We start from the raw sequence: 16,958 nt of genomic DNA, 5'->3' as shown, positions 1-16,958 counted from the left end.
ATGACGACCGAGACCGCGCACCGGGCCGGTGCGGCCGGCAACGCCGACGGGGTGGGCACCTGGGCCGTGCTGCTGCCCGCCGAACGGTACGATGCCGAGCGGCTCGTACACCACGACGCGCTGGAGCTGACCGGGCTGACCGACGTCGCCCGGCCAGGGCCGGGCGACCAGGTGGCAGTGCTGGTCGACGCGCCGCCCCGGCTGGTGGCCCTCGGTCGGGTCACCGAGCCGGGACGACGCCACCGCGAGGACCCGGACGACCCGCAGTCCCCGGTCGAGCCGGGCACGCTCGTCGTCGCGTACACCCGGCGGGCCTTCGACGAGCCGGTGCCGGCCGACCTGCTGACGCTCGACGGGCCGGTGACCGCCGTGGAGCCGGCGGCCTTCCGGGCGCTGGCCGACCAGCTCGGCCCGCCCCGGGCGCGCCGCACCTGGCTGGTCAGCCTCGACCTGCCGATCGAGGCCGACACGCCGGCCGAGGCGGTGCGGCTCTTCTGGTCCTACGTGCAGGAGCTGGGCCCGCGTGAGCTGCCCGCCTTCGTCTCGCCGGCCGGCGACGAGCTGGCCATGCAGGCGTTCGTGCTGGGCGAGCAGGCCAACCAGGACCCGGAAGAGGACGATTAGAAGAGCTTGTCCACCCGTCCCCGCCAGTCGGCGAGGACCGGGCCCGGGTCGGTGTCCAGCACCCGCTCCAGCAGCGTGGCGTAGACGTCCCGGAAGTCCGTGGTGTATTTCAGGTCGCCGTCGTCGAGGTCGGTGAGGCTCGGCGGTGCGCCGTGCCAGCCGCCCCGGACGCCCGCGCCGAGCAGCAGCACATCCGAGGCGGTGCCGTGGTCGGTGCCGTCGGAGGCGTTGGCGCGTACCCGACGGCCGAACTCGGAGTAGACCGCCACCACCACCTTCCGGCCCGCCTCGGTGCGACTCATCCGGTCGGCGAACCCGGTCAACGCCCGGTCCAGCTGACCCAGCAGCACCGCCTGCAACTGCTTCTCGTCGGCGTGCGTGTCGAAGCCGCCCAGCGACACGGAGAAGGCCCGGGTGGACACTCCCGCCTCGACGCACTGCGCGACCAGGTCCAGTTGGGCGTCCAGCGGAGTCTTCGCCCCGCCGGTGGCGGTCGCCGGCGCCTGCTCGCCGTCCGGGTCTGCCATGTCCGGGTTGTCGGAGTCGCGGACCTGGCGGATCATCTCGTCCACCGATCGCAGGTCGGCGAAGCAGGCGGCGGCCCGGGCTCGCGCGGCGGACTCACCAGGCTCGGCGGCTTCGAACGCGGTCAGCGTCTGCGCCGACAGCCCCTTGGCTGCCTTCCGGTCGGTCACCGGCACTGCCGCACCGGCGCTCTGCGCCCCGGCCAGCAGCGGCGGCAGCGCCGGCTCGAAGGAGACCGCCAGCCGGGGGTCGCCACCGGCACCGTCCAGCCACCGCCCGAGCCAGCCGGTGTTGCCGGGCCGGTCCGGTTGCGCCGTGTGCCAGATGTCCATCGAACGGAAGTGGCTGCGGTCCGGCTTCGGGTAGCCGACCCCACGCACGATCGCCAACCCACCGTCGGACCAGCGCTGGTGCAGGCCGGCCAGCGCCGGGTTGAGGCCGAAGTCGTCGTCCAACCGCCGCACCTCCCCGTCCGGGTACGCCAGCTCCGGGCGAGCCGCCCGGTAGGCCGGGTCGCCGTACGGAATGACCGTGTTGAGGCCGTCATTGCCGCCGTAGAGGGTCACCAGCACCAGCGTGCGGGACTGCGGGTCCCGGTCTCCGCTGGTGTCCAGCAGGTCCCGCAGGCTGTACGCGCCGGCCCCGGCGGCCAACGCGCCCGCGCCGACCACCCCACTGGTCACCAGGAACCTGCGTCGGGTCACTGTGTCCATGTCGACTCCTCCGCTCAGCTGACTGTGTATTCGGGGCTGACCAGGCCGGCGGCGAGCAGTTTGCGGGGCTCACCGGCCAGCGGGGTGAGAGCGGCGCGGGTGCGCGCGCCCCAGCCGTCGACCACGAGCAGTCGGGCCAGCGCGTCCGGTCGCCCGGCGGTGGGTGCGGCGGTCAGCCGGGCCAGCACCGCTGGTGCCGTGGCGGCGGCGAGCACCCCGGCCGTCCGCAGCCGGGCCTGTAACGACGAGGTGGTCAGCCAGGCGGACCCGGCTGGCCAACCGCCCACGCTGGGTGGGCGCAGCGGCACCTGGTCCAGCGCGTTCAGACCGGCCAGCAACTGTTTGCGTTGCTGCTCGGGCAGCGCGGACGGACGGATACCGAGTTGCCGCAGCGCACCCACCAGCCACTCCACCGGCTGCTTCACCAGCGTGCCCCGGGTCTGCGCGAAGGCCGGTGCGGAGAAGAGCGCGCGTACTGTCGCGATGGTGTCCGCGCCGGCCAGGCCGTCCGGTGCCGGGGTCTCGGTGCCGGCATAGCGGAACCAGAGCCGACCGGCCACGAAGGTCGCGGCCGCCGGTTGGGCGGCCAGCAGACCGGCGTACGCCTCGGCGTCGAACCGGCCGCTCTGCCCGAGGATGCTCTTCTCGCCGGGGTCGTGCCGCTTGGGCTCGAAGCGGGCCGCACCGGTACGCCGGTCGACCACCCAGCCGGTCAGGGCCCGCGCGCCGGCCTTCACGTCGGCCTCGCTGTAGACGCCGATGCCGAGGGTGAACAACTCCATCAGCTCACGGGCCAGGTTCTCGTTCGGCGCCTTGCGGGTGTTCTTCTGCCCGTCCAGCCAGACGATCAGGGCAGGGTCGCGAACCATCGCGGCGACCAGCGGGCCCAGCGGCCCACGACCGTGCCGGCGCAGCGTCTCCAACTGGCCCACAATCAGCCGCGCCGACTTGACCTTCTGGGCGCTGGTCGCCCAGTGCCCGTGCCAGAAGAAGACCAACTTCTCGGTCAGCCCGTCCTCGGCGGCCACCATCCGGTTCAGCCACCACTCGGTGACCTGCTGGAGTTGCCTGCGGCGCTCCGCGTTGGCCTGCTGCCGTTGCTCGCGGGTGGAGTCCTTGGTCAGCCCGGCGTACGGGTCCGGGGGCAGCGTCGGAACCGGCGTGGCCGCCGCACCCCGGTCCGTCGCCGGCGGGGTGAGCAGCCGGTCCAGGGTCGCCGCCGTCCCGGCCCGCTCGGCCGCGTCCACCTCGTCGGCGGTCGGGCCGAAGGTGGCCCGGCGCAGCAGGTGCGCCACCGCTTCACGATCGCTCATACCGGCCGACGCTAGGCGGCCCGTGTTCGAGGACGGTAAGGGCGGCGTCCGGATCGCGTTCAGCGTCCCTCGAAGACCGGTTTCTGCTTGCCGACGAAGGCGAGGGTGGCCGCCCGGTGGTCGGCGGTGGCGCCGCAGATCGCCTGGGCCTGCGCCTCGGCGGCGAGGGCGTCGGCGAGGGTGCCGGCGTCGGCGATGGAGAGCTGTCGCTTGATCGCCCCGTACGCGACGGTCGGGCCGGCGGCGAGGCGGGCGGCCAGCTCCTGGGCGACGGGCAGGACCTGCTCGTCGTCGTCCGTCAACCGGTTGAGCAGGCCCAACCGGCAGGCCTCCTCGGCGCGGACCGGCTCGGCCAGCATCAGCAGCTCCACCGCCTTGGCGTGCCCGACCAGTCGCGGCAACGTCCAGGAGGCGCCGGTGTCGGCGGCGAGACCGACCTTGGCGAAGGCCATCAGGAAACTGGTGGTCGGACCGCCGATGCGGATGTCGGCCAGGAACGCCAACGACGCGCCCGCCCCGGCGGCCATCCCGCGGACCGCGGCGATCACCGGCTTGGGCAGGTTGGCGAGCCGGGCGGCGATCGGGTTGTAGTGCGCCCGCACGGTGCCCAGCGGATCATTGCCGGAGTTTTCCAGGGTGGCCACGTGCTCGCGCAGGTCCTGCCCGGCGCTGAACGACCCGCCGGCCCCGGCCAGGACCACCGCGCGGCAGGACCGGTCGGTCTCCAGCTCGGCGAGGGCGTCACGCAGCGCCTCCTTGAGCGCCACGTCGAGCGCGTTCATCGCCTTCGGCCGGTTCAGCGTGAGGGTGACGACGGCATCGGTCCGGTCGACCAGCAGCGGCTCGGTCACGTGTCTAACGACCCTTCTGTCGGACGATGCGGTTGCCGGCGTCGAGGCACTGTTCGACGTACCGGTCGGCGGCCGGACGCAGGCGGGCCGCGTGCCGGTCGAAGAAACTGGCCGCGGCGGTGCCGGGCCACCGCTCGGGCAGCAGCGCCGGGGGCAACTGCGGATCCTGGAAGAGGAACGTACGCCAGGCGTGCACGAGGCGGAACCGCGTCGCGTACGCCTCCTCGTCGCTGCTGCGTACGGTGACCGCGGCGAGCAGCGGGCGCTGGTCCGCGACGAACCGCTCGTAGGCGCGGCCGATCTCGGCCAGGTTCCAGGCGCGTCGGACCACGCCCATCGCGCCGGGGGTGCCGGAGAAGTGCGAGGCGGTGAACCGCTCGAACCGGATGCCGGTCTCGGCGAGGAGCAGGTCGACATCCTCGGCGGGGCGGGTGGCGACCCAGGTCTGCTCGTCGAGCGTCCCGTAGCCGAGGAAGCTCAGGTTGGCGGCGAGCCGCTGGCGGTCCCGCCGGGAGCCCGGGGCCTCCAACACCAGCAGATCGAACCGGCCGTCCCAGGTGACCCGGCCGGTCCGGTAGATCCGGGCCGCTGCCTCGTCGAGTCGGCGGGCAGCTTTCGGTGTGATCGAATATCCGGGTCCGGAGACCAACCGGAGGGGCTCGAGCCAGCCTTGGCGCACCATCCGGGAGACGGCGGTGCGAACTGCTGGCGGTGCGATTCCCAGCGGCGCCAGTAGCTTGACCAGGGCAGCAACCGGTGCCCGGCCACCCCTCGGACGGAGGTGGTCGCCGTACAGGTCGAAGAGTGCCGACCGTGCCTGCATGACCGCACATTGTGACAGGCCTTCTCAAGATAAGCTAGATGCTGTTACATCAATGCTGCTCCGGTTTGGGTCCGGCGGTGTTCATCAGGGAAAATCGTTGTTGACACCCCCGTGACCGTTGCGGGTGGTCGTGACGAAGTGGCTGTGGGGCAACCCACCGACCCTGGTGTAGGTCTGAGGGGAGACAACATGGCGGCGATGAAGCCGCGGACGGGCGACGGTCCGCTGGAAGTCACCAAGGAGGGGCGGGGCATCGTCATGCGGGTCCCGCTGGAGGGCGGTGGCCGGCTCGTCGTCGAGATGACTCCCGACGAGGCCAACGCGCTCGGTGACGCACTGAAGGCAGCGGCCGGCTGAGTAAGGAGTGCTCCGGGCGGCTCAGGCCGCCCGGAACGTTCTTCAGGCCCTGAGCCACCGGAACCACCGGTGGCTCAGGGCCTTCAACGCTGCGGGCAGGCGCGTTGGCCGCCGACCCGCGACACTTTCCTGGAGGTGCGGTTCCGCGTGCTCGCCATTCGTCTGATCGCCGAGCCCGACCGGCTCGACGTCCTCGTTCTGCCCGTCCGCTCCGCCGATTCGACGGCGGAAGGTGACACCTCGGCCGAGCCGGTACCGACCGCCGTGGCGGGCCCGGACGGCACGGCTGGCGAGGCGACCGCGCTGGTGTCAGCGGCCCGGCTGACCGGCCGAGCCGGCGAGATCCACACCCAGCTGCGCCCCGGGCGTACCCCCGGCCGGCTGCTACTGCTCGGCATCGGCGACGGCGACGAGGCGGCCTGGCGGGCGGCCGGCGCCGCCCTGGCCCGCTCAGCGTCAGCTGAGACGCATATCACCATCGCGCTGCCGGCCGAGGTGACCCCGGCCGCGGTTCGCGGGTTGACCGAGGGGCTGCTGCTCGCCCCGTACCGCTTCCGGCTCACCGAGGCCGGCGACCGACCGGCGCTCACCGCCGTCGACCTGCTGCTCGACGACCCCACCGGGTACGAGGACACCGTCGCCACGGCCCGAACCACGGCCGCGATGACGCATCTCGCCCGGGACCTGACCAACACCCCCTCCTCGGTGAAGACCCCGCAGTGGTTCGCCGACCAGGTGGCCACCGCCGCAGCCGACCTTCCGGACCTGCGGCTGCGGGTCCGTGGCCCGGCCGAGCTGACCACCGAGGGCTTCGGCGGGATCCTCGCCGTGGGCGGTGGCTCCGCCAGCGGACCGCGGCTGGTCGAGCTGGACTGGCACCCCGCCAACGCGCGCACCCACGTGGTGCTGATCGGCAAGGGCATCACCTTCGACACCGGCGGCATCTCGATCAAGCCGGTGGCGTCGATGAAGCTGATGCGCAAGGACATGGCCGGCGCGGCTGCGGTCGTCGCCGCCACGGTGGGCGCCGCCGCGCTGCGGCTGCCGGTCCGGATCACCACGTTGACCCCGCTGGCCGAGAACATGGTCAGCGGCTCGGCGTTCCGCCCCGGCGACGTGATCCGGCACTACGGCGGTACGACCAGCGAGACGACCAACTCCGACGCCGAGGGTCGCCTGGTCCTCGCCGACGCGCTGGCGTACGCGGTGCAGCAGCTCAAACCGGACCTGCTGCTCGACCTGGCCACGCTCACCGGCGCCAACTCGGTGGCGCTGGGCAAGCGCACCGCCGCCCTGTACAGCGAGAACGACGAACTGGCCACCAGCGTGCTGGCGGCGGCCGAGGCGGCCGGCGAGTCGGCGTGGCGGATGCCGCTGCACACCGACTACGTCGAGTACCTCGGCAGCGAGATCGCCGACCTCTACAGCGCGCCCACCCAGGGTGCCGGTTCGGTGCTGGCCGCGCTCTACCTGCGCGAGTTCACCGGTGAACTACGAGACCGCTGGCTGCACCTGGACATGTCCGCCCCGTCCTGGGCCGACGGAGACCAGGCCGAGGTCAGCCGCGGCGCCACCGGTTGGGGCGTCCGCTCGCTGCTGCGCTGGCTCGCCGACGTCAACTAGGGCGCGGGTCAGAGCCTCGGCGCGACCGGGGCTCTGACCCGTCCTGGGCTCGAATCAGCACTTCACCGCGGCGAGCAGCCCGTGCCCGACCGGAAGCATCGCGGGGATCCAGTGCTCCGACTCCCGGACCGCTTTGATCGTTTCGCGAACCGTCACCGTCTCCGCGTCCCGGGCGGACGGGTCTCCGATCCGGCCGCTGGCCAGCACGCCGTTGAGCGCCAGCACTCCCCCCGGGCGCAACAGCCGCAGCGCCGCCTCCACGCAGGCGTGGAAGCCGGTCGCCTCCGCGTCCACGAAGACCAGGTCGTACGCACCGTCGGCGAGCCGGGGCAGCACGTCGAGCGCCCGACCGGTGATGATCCGGGTACGCCCGGCCGCGAAACCCGCCTCGGCGAAGATCCGCCGGGCGATCCGCTGGTGCTCCACCTCCACGTCGATGGTGGTGAGCACGCCGTCGACGCGCATGCCGCGCAGCAACCAGACACCGCTGACCCCGGTGCCGGTGCCGATCTCCACCACCGCACGGGCGTTGCCGGCGGCGGCCAGCAGCCGCAGCGCCGCCCCCGCGCCGGGCGTGACCGCGTCGAGGCCGACCTCCCGGGCCAGACTGCGGGCGGTACGCAGAACGAGATCCTCGGTGACGTACGACTCGGCAAAATGCTGGGCCTGTGTCGTCGAACTGCCGGAACCGGCGACCGTGGCGATGGGGCACCTCCGGGGGCGGTGCGTGGTGCGGGGGCGGGTTGGCACTGTGAGCGTAGAGGCGACAGTCGTGGGGCGCGCAGCCGCGCCTCCGCCCGGAGCGATCACCGGGGCAACCGCTGACTGCACCGCGTCCATCCGTGCAATCCTGGAGGCGGTATCCCGTCAGCCGCGACCAGACCGGCCCGTGGCCGGGCGACGCGGCACGGGATCCGGGGACGGACTGGGAGGCACCACGTGACCGACGGCTGGGACTGGCGCCGGGGCGGTGAGACTCCGGCTCCGGCGCGACCGCCCGGGGCAGGAGCCCCGTCGGTGGGGCCGCCGACCATGCCGGGGGCTGACCGCCCGCCCCTCGGCCCGCCAGGCAGCGGGCCGGCACCGGGCTGGCCGGCGTCTTCCGGCGGACCGACACCCGCCTGGCAGCCTTCTTCCGGCGGACCGACACCGGCCTGGCCGGCGTCGGCTTCGGGCGGGCCGGGCCCTGCCGATGCGTCGGCCTGGTGGTCGGACGCGCTCGCCGACCCCTGGCGCGACCCGGCAGCCCCGACCGCTGTGGTGGTGTCCGGGGTGGTGGCTCCCGGCGCCGAGCCCGAGCCGGTCACCGATCCTGATGCGCCGGGCCGGCCGACACTGCGCCACCTGTTGCTCATTCCCGTGATCACCGCGCTGCTGGCCGGCACCCTCGGCGGTGCGTTGGGCTACGCGTTCGCGGTGCGCGGCGGCGCTGGTGCGGCGGTCCTCGGCGGTGCGCCCGCAGAGGTGCCGGCGCTGGCGCAGCGCAAACCGGAGTCGCTGGCCGGGGTCGCCGAACGGGTCCTGCCCAGCGTGGTCACCGTACGGGTGAGCAGCCTCGGCGGCACCAGTGAGGGCTCCGGTTTCATCGCCACCACCGACGGCCATGTGATCACCAACGACCACGTGGTGGCCGGCGGCACCGGCAAGGCATCGGTGGTCTTCAACGACGGCAGCACCGCGCCGGCGACCATCGTCGGCCAGGACGCGGAGTCGGACATCGCGGTGATCAAGGTGAGTCGTCCCGGGTTGCGACCCGTGGAGTTCGGCGACTCCGACGCGCTGGCGGTCGGCGACCCCGTGCTCGCCATCGGCTCGCCGTTGTCGCTGGCCAACACGGTCACCGCCGGCATCGTGAGTGCGCTGGACCGGACGATGCAGGCCGGTGAGCCGGGCGGCCCGGTGCGTTACTACGCGGCCATCCAGACCGACGCAGCCGTCAACCACGGCAACTCGGGCGGCCCACTCGTCGACGGCGCGGGCCGGGTGGTCGGAGTGAACTCCACCATCAAGTCACTGGTCGCCGAGGGGCAGGAGGCCGGCAACATCGGGCTCGCCTTCGCCATTCCGATCAACCAGGCCAAGCGGGTGACCCAGGACATCATCGGCACCGGCAAGGCCCGGCGTACGGTGATCGGCGCGCGGGCGGACGGCCCGACCGGGGTCGTCGGGGGCGGCCTGCGGCTGGCCGAGGTGGAGCCGTCCGGCCCTGCGGACGGTGCCGGACTGAAGGTCGGCGACGTGATCCTCAAGATCAACGGGCGGCCGATGACCGAGCCGACGGATCTGACCGCGTTGGTCCGCAAGTACGCGCCGGGTTCGATCGTGACCGTCGAGTATCGGCGGGGCTCCGCCCGGCAGAACACCTCGGTAACTCTCGCCGCGGACGCGAAGTGACTCAGCGCGGAAGTGAGGTGAACAGCGGCGCACCCCTTGCCCGAAAGCCGTCCACCGTGCGTAGTCTTGCTGCTGACGCCGAGAGGAGGCCCGCGGGATGCTCGACAACCTGAACTGGTGGGAGATCGGTGCGCTGCTGCTCCTGGCGCTGTTGATCTTCGGTGACCGGCTTCCCGCCGTGATCACCGACGGCCTGCGGCTGGTGCGAAATCTGCGCAACATGGCCCGCAACGCCACCGGTGACCTGAGCCGTGAGCTGGGCACCGACATCCAGCTGGAAGACCTGCACCCGAAGGCGTTCATCCGCAAGCACCTCCTCAGCGAGGAGGACGAGGCGGCGATCCGCAAGCCGTTGCAGGGCGTCTACGACAACCTGCGCGCGGACGTCAGCGGCGTGCACAACGACCTGAAGGACGTGGCCAACGCCGCCGACCTGCGGTCGAACGGCAATTCGCCCGCCAGCACGGCCACCAGCACTTCGTCGGCCCCGGCCCCCCGGGCCAGCTACGACGACGCCACCTGACCGACCCGCCGCGCTTGCCTTGATCAACTCGGTTTCCAGGAAGTCGGCCCGTCAAACGGCGCGGAATACCCCGATTTCCAGAAACCCGAGTTGACCATGGGGCCAGCGCTCGGTCAGCGCTCGGCCAGCACCTGGCTGGACCACCCACCGACGCGAATCAGCCCGCCGGCCGACAGCGGCCGACGGGCTGACATGTTCCGGGCGGTCAGCGACCGGCGGGCTTGAGACCGAGCGGCTTGCCGAGCAGTGATTCGCGGCGCAGGGCGAGCCGGTCGGCGACCGTGCCGAGCGCCTGAGCGGCCGGGGACTCCGGCTCGGCCAGCACGATCGGGTTGCCGGCGTCGCCGGCCTCGCGGACCCGGGTGTCCAGTGGGATCTGACCGAGCAGCGGCACCTGCGCGCCGATGGTCCGGCTCAGCGACTCGGCCACCGCCTCACCACCGCCGGCGCCGAAGATCTCCATCCGGGAGCCGTCCGGCAGCTCCAGCCAGGACATGTTCTCGATGACGCCGACCACTCGCTGGTGGGTCTGCAGGGCGATCGCCCCGGCCCGCTCCGCGACCTCGGCGGCGGCGGTCTGCGGGGTGGTGACGATCAGGATCTCCGAGTTGGGCAGCAACTGGGCCAGCGAGATGGCCACGTCACCCGTGCCCGGCGGCAGGTCGAGCAGGAGCACGTCCAGGTCGCCCCAGTAGACGTCGGCCAGGAACTGCTGCAACGCCCGGTGCAGCATCGGGCCGCGCCACACGACTGCGGCGTTGCCGGACGTGAACATGCCAATCGAGATCACCTTCACGCCGTGCGACTGCGGCGGCATGATCATGTCTTCGACCCGGGTGGGTCGCGCCTCGGTGCCGAGCATCCGAGGCACCGAGTGGCCGTAGATGTCGGCGTCGACGACCCCGACGGAGAGCCCACGGGCGGCTAGCGCCGCCGCCAGGTTGACGGTGACGCTGGACTTGCCGACGCCACCCTTGCCGCTGGCCACCGCGTACACGCGGGTGCGCGAGCCGGGCTGGGCGAACGGGATGACGGGCTCCTCGGTGGCGCCGCCGCCGCGCAGCTGCGACTGCAACGACTGCCGCTGCTCGGGGGTCATCACCCCGAAGTCGATCTCAACGCCGGTGACTCCGGGCACCGAGGCGACGGCGGCGGTGATGTCCGTACGCAGCTTGTCCTTCAGCGGGCAGCCGGCGACGGTGAGCAGCAGCTCGACGCGGACCACACCGCTGGCACCGATCGTGGCGGAGCGGACCATGCCCAGCTCGGTGATGGGCCGGCGGATCTCCGGGTCGTTGACGGTGGCCAGGGCGGCCTGGATCGCGTCCTCGACGGTGCTCACGGGTGCTGACATGCCCGCAATGCTACGTCGCGGGGCATCCGTTGCCGCCGCTGCCCAGGGCGGTGTGAGCCAATCGATGACCCGTCGGTCAGCTCTCCGACCGGCGCGGGCCGGTGCCGTCCGGCCGGGCGTTGCGGGTGAAGTCGCCGTCCAGGTCGTCGCGGGGTTCTTCCAGGCCGACGCCGTCGGTCGGCCGCTGGCCACGTCGCTCCTGCCTGTTGTCCTTCTCCTGCTGGCGGCGCTCCAGCCGCTGCCGGCGTTGCCCCACCTCGTCCAGTTCCTCGGCCAGCCGGCTCAGCTCGGAGCGGAGGAAGTCGCGGGTGGCGACCTCGCCGAGCGCGATCCGCAGGGCCGCGATCTCCCGGGCCAGGTACTCGGTGTCCGCCTTCTGCGCGGTGGCTCGCCGCCGGTCCTCCTCCAGGGCCACCCGGTCCCGGTCGGCCTGCCGGTTCTGGGCCAGCAGGATCAGCGGGGCCGCGTAGCTGGCCTGCAACGACAGCACCAGGGTCAGGAACGTGAAGGTGTACGGGTCGAAGCGCAGGTTCGCCGGGGCAAGGGTGTTCCAGACGAACCAGATCGCGATCACCACTGTCATGACGACGATGAAGTTCGCGGTGCCCATGCCCCGGGCGATGCCCTCGGACCATCGACCGAACGCCTCCGCGTCGAACCGGGGCAGCTTGATGCCCCGGGGCTCGCGTGGCTGGTCGAGGCGCTCCGTCCGACGCTGGTCAGCCATCCGTGCCGTCCAGCGCGGGGTCGGTGGTGCCCGGGGCGACGAGGGCGTCGCGGTCCCGCCAGTCCCGGGGCAGCGAGTGGTCCAGCACGTCGTCCACCGTCACGGCACCGACCAGCCGGTTGTTGCGGTCGATCACCGGCATGGCGACCAGGTCGTAGGTGGCCATCCGGCGGGTGATCTCCGGCAGCGGCGTGGTGGGGCGCAGCGGGTCGATGTCGTTGACCACCACCTTGCCCAGCAGGTCGGCCGGGGGTTCGCGCAGCAGCGCCTGGAAGTGCACCATTCCCAGGTACCGGCCGGTCGGCGTGTTCTGCGGTGCCCGGGTCACGAAGACCTGCGCGGCCACGGCGGGGGAGAGCTGTGGCTCCCGGATCCGGGCCAGCGCCTCGGCGACTGTGGCGTCCGGCGGCAGGATGACCGGCTCGGAGGTCATCACACTGCCCGCCGTGCCGGGGGTGTACTTGAGCAGTTGGCGTACCGGGTCGGCCTCGTCCGGCTCCATCAGGTCCAGCAGCACGTCCTGCTCGGGTGGGGGCAGTTCGTTGAGCAGATCCGCGGCGTCGTCCGGGTCCATCTCCTCCAGGACGTCGGCGGCCCGCTCCCGGTCGAGGGCGGCGAGGATCTCCACCTGGTCGTGCTCCGGCAGCTCGCTGAGCACGTCGGCCAGTCGCTCGTCGTCCAGCGCGGCGGCGACCTCGTTGCGTCGCGCGTCGGGCAGATCCTGCAACGCGTTCGCCAGGTCGGCGGGGCGCATGTCCTCCAGGACGGCGAGCAGGTTCGCCGTACCCCGGTTGTCGGCGATGCCGCTGAGCCCGCGCACCCGGTCCCACTCGACCTGGTGCAGGTGGCCGCGGCGGCTGAGCCGACCGGTCTGTTCGCGTACGGCGACACGGGTCAGCGACCACTCGCCACCCCGGGTGCACTCCATCGCGACGTCCACGACGGCGCCGGGCTGGCCGCCGGGGTCGAGTTGCACCCGCCGGTCGAGCAGTTCCTGGAGCACCAGCAGCTCGTTCGGACGTTTCTCGAACCGGCGCAGGTTGAGGGTGCCGGACCCGAGCACGACGGCGTCCGCGTCGATGGAGGTGATCCGGTTGATGGACAGGAAGATCCGACGACGCATCGGCATCTCGGCGACGAGGCCCACCACCTCCGGCGGACGCTTCGTCGCCCGCAGCCGTGCCACGGCGTCACGAACCCGGCCCACCTGATCGCCGTTCGGGTCGAAGACGGCGACTCCGGCGAGACGGGCGATGTAGACCCGGGTCGGCGTACTCACGGGCACCAGCCTAAGCGCCTAGTGTTTATCAACATGTCGACCTTGGCCTACGAGATCGTGGACGTCTTCACCGATCGCCCCTTCGCCGGTAACCCGCTGGCTGTGGTGTTCGGTGCGGAGGCGCTGGCCACCGAGCAGATGCAGGCGCTCGCGTTGGAGTTCAACCTGTCCGAGACGGTGTTCGTGCTGCCGCCGACCCAGGTCGGCGTCACCTACCGGGCCAGGATCTTCACCCCGGTGGAGGAGTTGCCGTTCGCCGGGCACCCCAGTGTCGGCGCGGCGGTCACCGCCTGCCGGCGGGGCATGTTCGGTGTGGGGCAGGTCACCCAGGAGTGCCGGGCCGGTGTGCTGCCGATCGAGGTGACCGCGTCCGGGGCGACGCTGACCGGTGGCGCCCCGACGCTCGGGCCGGAGCTGGACCCGGAGCCGTTGCTGGAGATCGCCGGCCTGGTCGCCGAGGATCACATCGGGCCCGCCCCACGGGTCGCCGGCTGCGGGCTGGAGTTCCCGTTCCTGCCGGTACGGCCGGAGTCGGTGGCCCGCGCGCAGGTGAATGCCACGGCGGCGCAGCGGTACGGGGTTTCGCACGTCAGCGTCTTCTCCTGGGACGCGGCCGCGCAAACCGCGCACGCCCGGGTCTTCGTGCCGGGAATCGGCGTTCCGGAGGACCCGGCGACCGGTTCGGCGGCCCTCGGCCTCGGTGTCTGGCTGGTCGCGAGCGGTCTGCTGCCCGGTGAGGGTCGGTCCGAGTACGCGGTTCGTCAGGGCGTGGAGATGAACCGTCCGTCCGCGTTGGCCTGCACGGTCACCGCGGCGAACGGGGCGGCGGTCGGCGCGACCGTGGCCGGCCAGGTGGTGCCGGTGGCTCGCGGCGAGATCGCCGTGCCACCGTTCGTGGGCTGAGCGGAGGCGCCGATGCGGGAGGATGCGGGTGTGACGGACGAGACCGCCCCCGGGGGCACCCCACTGGTCGACGAGGCGATGAAGAAGGCCGCCGTGGCCTGGGTCAGCGTTGCGGGTGGGCCGGCGCTTGCGCTCTGGTGCGCCCCGCTGGAAGGCGCGCTGCTGGTGGTCAGTGGGCCGGGCGAGCAGGCCGCACCGGGTCTGGCCGACGCGACCGAGGCCCAGGTCACCCTGCGCGGCGACCACGGCGGCCGGATCGTCACCTGGCCGGCCCGGGTGAGCCGGTTGCAGCCGGGCACCGAGGCGTGGGACGTCACCGCGCCGCTGGTGGCGGCGAAGCGCCTCAACGCGCCCGGTCCGACCGCTGACCTGGTGGCCCGATGGGCCGCCGACGGATGTGCCGTGAACCGCCTCGCCCCGGCCGGTACGCCGCTGGCCGGAGCGGAGTTGCCGGCCGACGCGCAGGCCGAGCCGCCCCGGGCGACTCCGGCGGTCCGGGCCACCCGCAAGCCGTTCCGCCTGCACCGGGTCCGCCGCCGCTGATTGGTCGATCAGCCCGTCCGACCGCCGACGCCCGCCACCGCGGCGTCGGCGTCGACGAGGGCGAGCACCTCGCCCAGGGTGCCGAGGGCGGGGCCGCACCAGTCCCGGTCGGCGTTGAAGACCATGTGCGTGGCCAGATCCGGTGCGGCGAGCCGGACGGCGGTCATCCCGGCCCGCTCGGCGCCGGTCAACTCCTGGCTGCCGCCGTCACCGACGTAGAGGCAGTCGCTTGGCGCGAGCCCGAGCCGCTGGCAGGCCGTCAGGTAGAGCGTCGGATCCGGCTTGCACCGCCCGACCTGCACCGAGAAGACCCGTACGTCGAGCAGGGGGGCGACCGCGAGCTGCGGCAGGAAGGCCGGCAGTTCGTGCGTACAGTCGCTGATCACGCCGGTGCGCAGGCCGCGTTGACGCAGAGCCGCCAGCACCGGCACCGCGTCGGCCCGCAGCCAGGTGTCGGCGCGGACCGCCCGGTGCCGGGACGCCACCGCTGCCCGTACCGCGTGGTCGCTGGGGTGTACGCCGGCCTGGGCGCACACCCAGCGCAGTGTCGCCTCCGCGTCGCCGAGCCGGCCGCTGGCCCGCTCGTAGTAGGTGCGGTTCAGCACCTCGGTCAGCACCTCGGTGGGACATCCGAGCAGCTCAGCGGTGCCGACGTGCGCGACACCGCGTTGTACCGAACGGGTCAGGGTGCCGAAGAAGTCGAACAGCACCGCCTGGTAGCTGGGCATGGGAGAGCGCCTCCGGGCGGTCGAGGGTCGCCGGCGCGGAACCGCGTGATCGTAACGGAGTGATGACCCTCCGTGCTGACCGTCATACGTGTGAGGATTACGTCCCGTGCCCCCACCTTCACCCCGACCGTCCCTGGATCCGCTGACCACCGGCGCGGTCGGGCTGGCAGTGGTCGCCGTGTCGTCGTCCGCGCCGCTGATCGCGTACGCCGCCGCTCCGGCGCTGGCCATCGCGTTCTGGCGCAACCTGCTCGCGGTGGCCGTCCTGAGCCCCTTCGCACTGGTCCGACGCCGCGCCGAGTTCCGGAGGCTGACAGTGGGCGCGGGCCGGCGGGAGGGCCTGTTCTGCGTTCTGTCCGGGGTCGCCCTCGCCGGGCACTTCGCGACCTGGGTGCCGAGCGCCCAGCTCACCTCGGTCGCCACGTCCACCGCCCTGGTTGCCACCCAGCCGGTCTGGCAGGGGTTGATCGCCCGCGCCCAGGGGCGTCCGCTGCCCCGGGTGGTGTGGACCGGCATCGCGGTGGCGGTCGGCGGCGCGGCGGTCGCCACCGGGGTGGACGTCGGGGTCTCCGGCCGGGCCGTCCTCGGTGACGTGCTGGCGCTGATCGGCGCCATGTTCGCCGCCGTCTACACCGCCTTCGGGGAACGGGCCCGGGTCAGCATCAGCACCACCACCTACACCACCATCTGCTACGGGATCTGCGCGCTGATCCTGCTGGCCCTGTGCCTGGTCGGCGGCGTGCGGCTGACCGGCTTCGACGGGCGTACCTGGCTGGCCATCCTGGCCCTGGTGGCCGGCGCCCAACTGCTCGGGCACTCGATGTTCAACTACGCCCTGCGGAAGATCCCGGCGACCACTGTGAGCGTGCTGATCCTGCTGGAGGCGCCCGGCGCGGCAGTGCTCGGCTGGGCCTGGCTGGGGCAGGTGCCCCGCCCGTACGCGCTGCTCGGCATGGCGATGCTGCTGGCCGGCGTGGCGGTGGTGGTGCTGGGCGGCGCCCGCGCCGGCCGCCGTGCGGCCGAACCCACAGCCCTGCCCGCCGACCCGACGCCACTGTCCGACTGATCGCCCGACACGGTGCCGCCACGACGTGAGGAACATGGACGCTGGTTCCCTCCGCGAAGGGCCCGCCCGGCGTCTGTCCGGGTGAGGAGGGCGATCCGTTGACGACTGAGGACCGCACCCGGGACGGCTTCGCCGACTTCGTCCGGGCCGAGACCGCCGGGCTGACCCGGCTCGCGTACCTGCTGACCGGTGACCGGCATCATGCCGAGGACCTGGTCCAGGTGGCACTCGCTCGGGTCGCGGTGCGGTGGGAGCGGATCGCTGACCCGCGCGCCTACCTGCGCCGGGTGCTCTGCACGCAGGCGGCCAGTTGGTGGCGCTGGCGGCGGGCCCGCCCGCCGGAGCGGTTGGACGGGGCGTTGCCGGAACGTCCCGGGCCGGGTGACGACACCGATCTGCGGCTGGTGCTGTCGGCGGCGCTGGCCCGGTTGACCGCGCGGCAGCGCGCGGTCCTCGTGCTGCGCTACTACGAGGACCGCACCGAGACGGAGACGGCGGAACTGCTCGGCTGCCGGGTCGGCACCGTGAAGAGTCAGACCCGCCACGCCCTCGGTCGACTCCGTGTCCTCGCCCCCGAGTTGGCCGAACTTGTCGGCCGTGACCCGCAGGAGG

The 16,958-nt window shown here is 72.8% G+C and carries 18 protein-coding genes; 9 read left to right on the top strand and 9 right to left on the bottom strand.

The window, feature by feature from the left end:
• Complete coding sequence (locus ABZ749_RS01940; RefSeq protein WP_357221843.1) at positions 1-624, top strand: hypothetical protein; 624 nt, start codon at positions 1-3, stop codon at positions 622-624.
• Here ABZ749_RS01940 and ABZ749_RS01935 read toward each other — a convergent pair.
• Genes ABZ749_RS01935 through ABZ749_RS01920 form a run of 4 tightly spaced genes read right to left on the bottom strand, consistent with a single transcriptional unit; the run spans position 621 to position 4,849 of the window.
• Positions 621-1,862 (bottom strand): DUF1501 domain-containing protein, encoded by a 1,242-nt coding sequence (locus tag ABZ749_RS01935; RefSeq protein WP_357221841.1) that lies wholly within the window; start codon positions 1,860-1,862, stop codon positions 621-623. The two genes, ABZ749_RS01940 and ABZ749_RS01935, sit on opposite strands and share 4 nt — an antisense overlap.
• A gap of 14 nt (positions 1,863-1,876) precedes the next feature.
• Positions 1,877-3,175, bottom strand: coding sequence for a DUF1800 domain-containing protein (locus tag ABZ749_RS01930; protein WP_357221839.1), 1,299 nt, complete (start codon positions 3,173-3,175; stop codon positions 1,877-1,879).
• A 59-nt stretch (positions 3,176-3,234) separates the two neighbouring features.
• On the bottom strand, positions 3,235-4,026 hold the full coding sequence (locus ABZ749_RS01925) for an enoyl-CoA hydratase-related protein (protein ID WP_355005093.1): 792 nt from the start codon (positions 4,024-4,026) through the stop codon (positions 3,235-3,237).
• Between the two features lie 4 nt (positions 4,027-4,030).
• Positions 4,031-4,849 (bottom strand): PaaX family transcriptional regulator C-terminal domain-containing protein, encoded by an 819-nt coding sequence (locus tag ABZ749_RS01920; RefSeq protein ID WP_091394799.1) that lies wholly within the window; start codon positions 4,847-4,849, stop codon positions 4,031-4,033.
• A 189-nt stretch (positions 4,850-5,038) separates the two neighbouring features.
• Between ABZ749_RS01920 and ABZ749_RS01915 the strand changes: the two genes are divergently transcribed.
• Together ABZ749_RS01915 and ABZ749_RS01910 are read left to right on the top strand one after the other, a co-directional pair.
• The gene (locus ABZ749_RS01915) at positions 5,039-5,206 is read left to right on the top strand and encodes a DUF3117 domain-containing protein (protein ID WP_007455245.1); all 168 of its coding nucleotides are present in this window, start codon (positions 5,039-5,041) and stop codon (positions 5,204-5,206) included.
• Positions 5,207-5,353: 147 nt separating this feature from the next.
• The gene (locus ABZ749_RS01910; RefSeq protein ID WP_357221837.1) at positions 5,354-6,829 is read left to right on the top strand and encodes a leucyl aminopeptidase family protein; all 1,476 of its coding nucleotides are present in this window, start codon (positions 5,354-5,356) and stop codon (positions 6,827-6,829) included.
• Between the two features lie 54 nt (positions 6,830-6,883).
• Here ABZ749_RS01910 and ABZ749_RS01905 read toward each other — a convergent pair whose 3' ends face one another.
• Positions 6,884-7,534: an O-methyltransferase gene (locus ABZ749_RS01905; RefSeq protein WP_357221871.1), complete on the bottom strand. Its 651-nt coding sequence runs from the start codon at positions 7,532-7,534 to the stop codon at positions 6,884-6,886.
• Between the two features lie 234 nt (positions 7,535-7,768).
• Here ABZ749_RS01905 and ABZ749_RS01900 point away from each other — a divergent pair, with 234 nt between their 5' ends.
• Together ABZ749_RS01900 and ABZ749_RS01895 are read left to right on the top strand one after the other, a co-directional pair.
• Positions 7,769-9,223 (top strand): trypsin-like peptidase domain-containing protein, encoded by a 1,455-nt coding sequence (locus tag ABZ749_RS01900; RefSeq protein WP_357221836.1) that lies wholly within the window; start codon positions 7,769-7,771, stop codon positions 9,221-9,223.
• Between the two features lie 97 nt (positions 9,224-9,320).
• The gene (locus ABZ749_RS01895) at positions 9,321-9,746 is read left to right on the top strand and encodes a preprotein translocase subunit TatB (RefSeq protein WP_355005095.1); all 426 of its coding nucleotides are present in this window, start codon (positions 9,321-9,323) and stop codon (positions 9,744-9,746) included.
• Positions 9,747-9,951: 205 nt separating this feature from the next.
• On the opposite strand, the gene ABZ749_RS01890 is transcribed toward ABZ749_RS01895, so the two are convergent.
• The 3 genes from ABZ749_RS01890 to ABZ749_RS01880 form a co-directional block, all read right to left on the bottom strand.
• Positions 9,952-11,100: an Mrp/NBP35 family ATP-binding protein gene (locus tag ABZ749_RS01890; protein WP_357221833.1), complete on the bottom strand. Its 1,149-nt coding sequence runs from the start codon at positions 11,098-11,100 to the stop codon at positions 9,952-9,954.
• A 76-nt stretch (positions 11,101-11,176) separates the two neighbouring features.
• Entirely contained in the window at positions 11,177-11,827 is a 651-nt protein-coding gene (locus tag ABZ749_RS01885; RefSeq protein ID WP_357221831.1) for a DUF1003 domain-containing protein, read from the bottom strand.
• Positions 11,820-13,106, bottom strand: a complete 1,287-nt coding sequence (locus ABZ749_RS01880) for a CBS domain-containing protein (RefSeq protein WP_355005098.1) — start codon at positions 13,104-13,106, stop codon at positions 11,820-11,822. The genes ABZ749_RS01885 and ABZ749_RS01880 overlap by 8 nt, the downstream gene beginning before the upstream one ends.
• Before the next feature lie 33 nt (positions 13,107-13,139).
• Here ABZ749_RS01880 and ABZ749_RS01875 point away from each other — a divergent pair, with 33 nt between their 5' ends.
• Both ABZ749_RS01875 and ABZ749_RS01870 read left to right on the top strand, forming a co-directional pair.
• On the top strand, positions 13,140-14,009 hold the full coding sequence (locus ABZ749_RS01875) for a PhzF family phenazine biosynthesis protein (protein ID WP_357221829.1): 870 nt from the start codon (positions 13,140-13,142) through the stop codon (positions 14,007-14,009).
• A gap of 12 nt (positions 14,010-14,021) precedes the next feature.
• Positions 14,022-14,552 (top strand): hypothetical protein, encoded by a 531-nt coding sequence (locus tag ABZ749_RS01870; RefSeq protein ID WP_357221827.1) that lies wholly within the window; start codon positions 14,022-14,024, stop codon positions 14,550-14,552.
• A gap of 8 nt (positions 14,553-14,560) precedes the next feature.
• Here ABZ749_RS01870 and ABZ749_RS01865 read toward each other — a convergent pair whose 3' ends face one another.
• The gene (locus tag ABZ749_RS01865) at positions 14,561-15,280 is read right to left on the bottom strand and encodes an HAD family hydrolase (RefSeq protein WP_357221825.1); all 720 of its coding nucleotides are present in this window, start codon (positions 15,278-15,280) and stop codon (positions 14,561-14,563) included.
• Between the two features lie 106 nt (positions 15,281-15,386).
• Between ABZ749_RS01865 and ABZ749_RS01860 the strand changes: the two genes are divergently transcribed.
• Together ABZ749_RS01860 and ABZ749_RS01855 are read left to right on the top strand one after the other, a co-directional pair.
• Complete coding sequence (locus ABZ749_RS01860; protein WP_357221823.1) at positions 15,387-16,346, top strand: DMT family transporter; 960 nt, start codon at positions 15,387-15,389, stop codon at positions 16,344-16,346.
• Between the two features lie 98 nt (positions 16,347-16,444).
• On the top strand, positions 16,445-16,958 hold a 514-nt coding region (locus tag ABZ749_RS01855; RefSeq protein ID WP_357221821.1), incomplete at its 3' end, for a SigE family RNA polymerase sigma factor.

The sequence above is a fragment of the Micromonospora sp. NPDC047753 genome, from assembly GCF_040642735.1.
Lineage (GTDB): Bacteria > Actinomycetota > Actinomycetes > Mycobacteriales > Micromonosporaceae > Micromonospora.
Note: the sequence above shows the minus strand (reverse complement) of the source record. Positions and strands in the feature narration are given on the sequence as shown.

Coding starts and splice junctions, on each gene's coding strand:
- ABZ749_RS01890 (WP_357221833.1), bottom strand. CDS start 11,100: ATGTCAGCACCCGTGAGCACCGTCGAGGACGCGATCCAGGCCGCCCTG.
- ABZ749_RS01885 (WP_357221831.1), bottom strand. CDS start 11,827: ATGGCTGACCAGCGTCGGACGGAGCGCCTCGACCAGCCACGCGAGCCC.
- ABZ749_RS01875 (WP_357221829.1), top strand. CDS start 13,140: ATGTCGACCTTGGCCTACGAGATCGTGGACGTCTTCACCGATCGCCCC.
- ABZ749_RS01930 (WP_357221839.1), bottom strand. CDS start 3,175: ATGAGCGATCGTGAAGCGGTGGCGCACCTGCTGCGCCGGGCCACCTTC.
- ABZ749_RS01870 (WP_357221827.1), top strand. CDS start 14,022: ATGCGGGAGGATGCGGGTGTGACGGACGAGACCGCCCCCGGGGGCACC.
- ABZ749_RS01920 (WP_091394799.1), bottom strand. CDS start 4,849: ATGCAGGCACGGTCGGCACTCTTCGACCTGTACGGCGACCACCTCCGT.
- ABZ749_RS01915 (WP_007455245.1), top strand. CDS start 5,039: ATGGCGGCGATGAAGCCGCGGACGGGCGACGGTCCGCTGGAAGTCACC.
- ABZ749_RS01895 (WP_355005095.1), top strand. CDS start 9,321: ATGCTCGACAACCTGAACTGGTGGGAGATCGGTGCGCTGCTGCTCCTG.
- ABZ749_RS01865 (WP_357221825.1), bottom strand. CDS start 15,280: ATGCCCAGCTACCAGGCGGTGCTGTTCGACTTCTTCGGCACCCTGACC.
- ABZ749_RS01935 (WP_357221841.1), bottom strand. CDS start 1,862: ATGGACACAGTGACCCGACGCAGGTTCCTGGTGACCAGTGGGGTGGTC.
- ABZ749_RS01940 (WP_357221843.1), top strand. CDS start 1: ATGACGACCGAGACCGCGCACCGGGCCGGTGCGGCCGGCAACGCCGAC.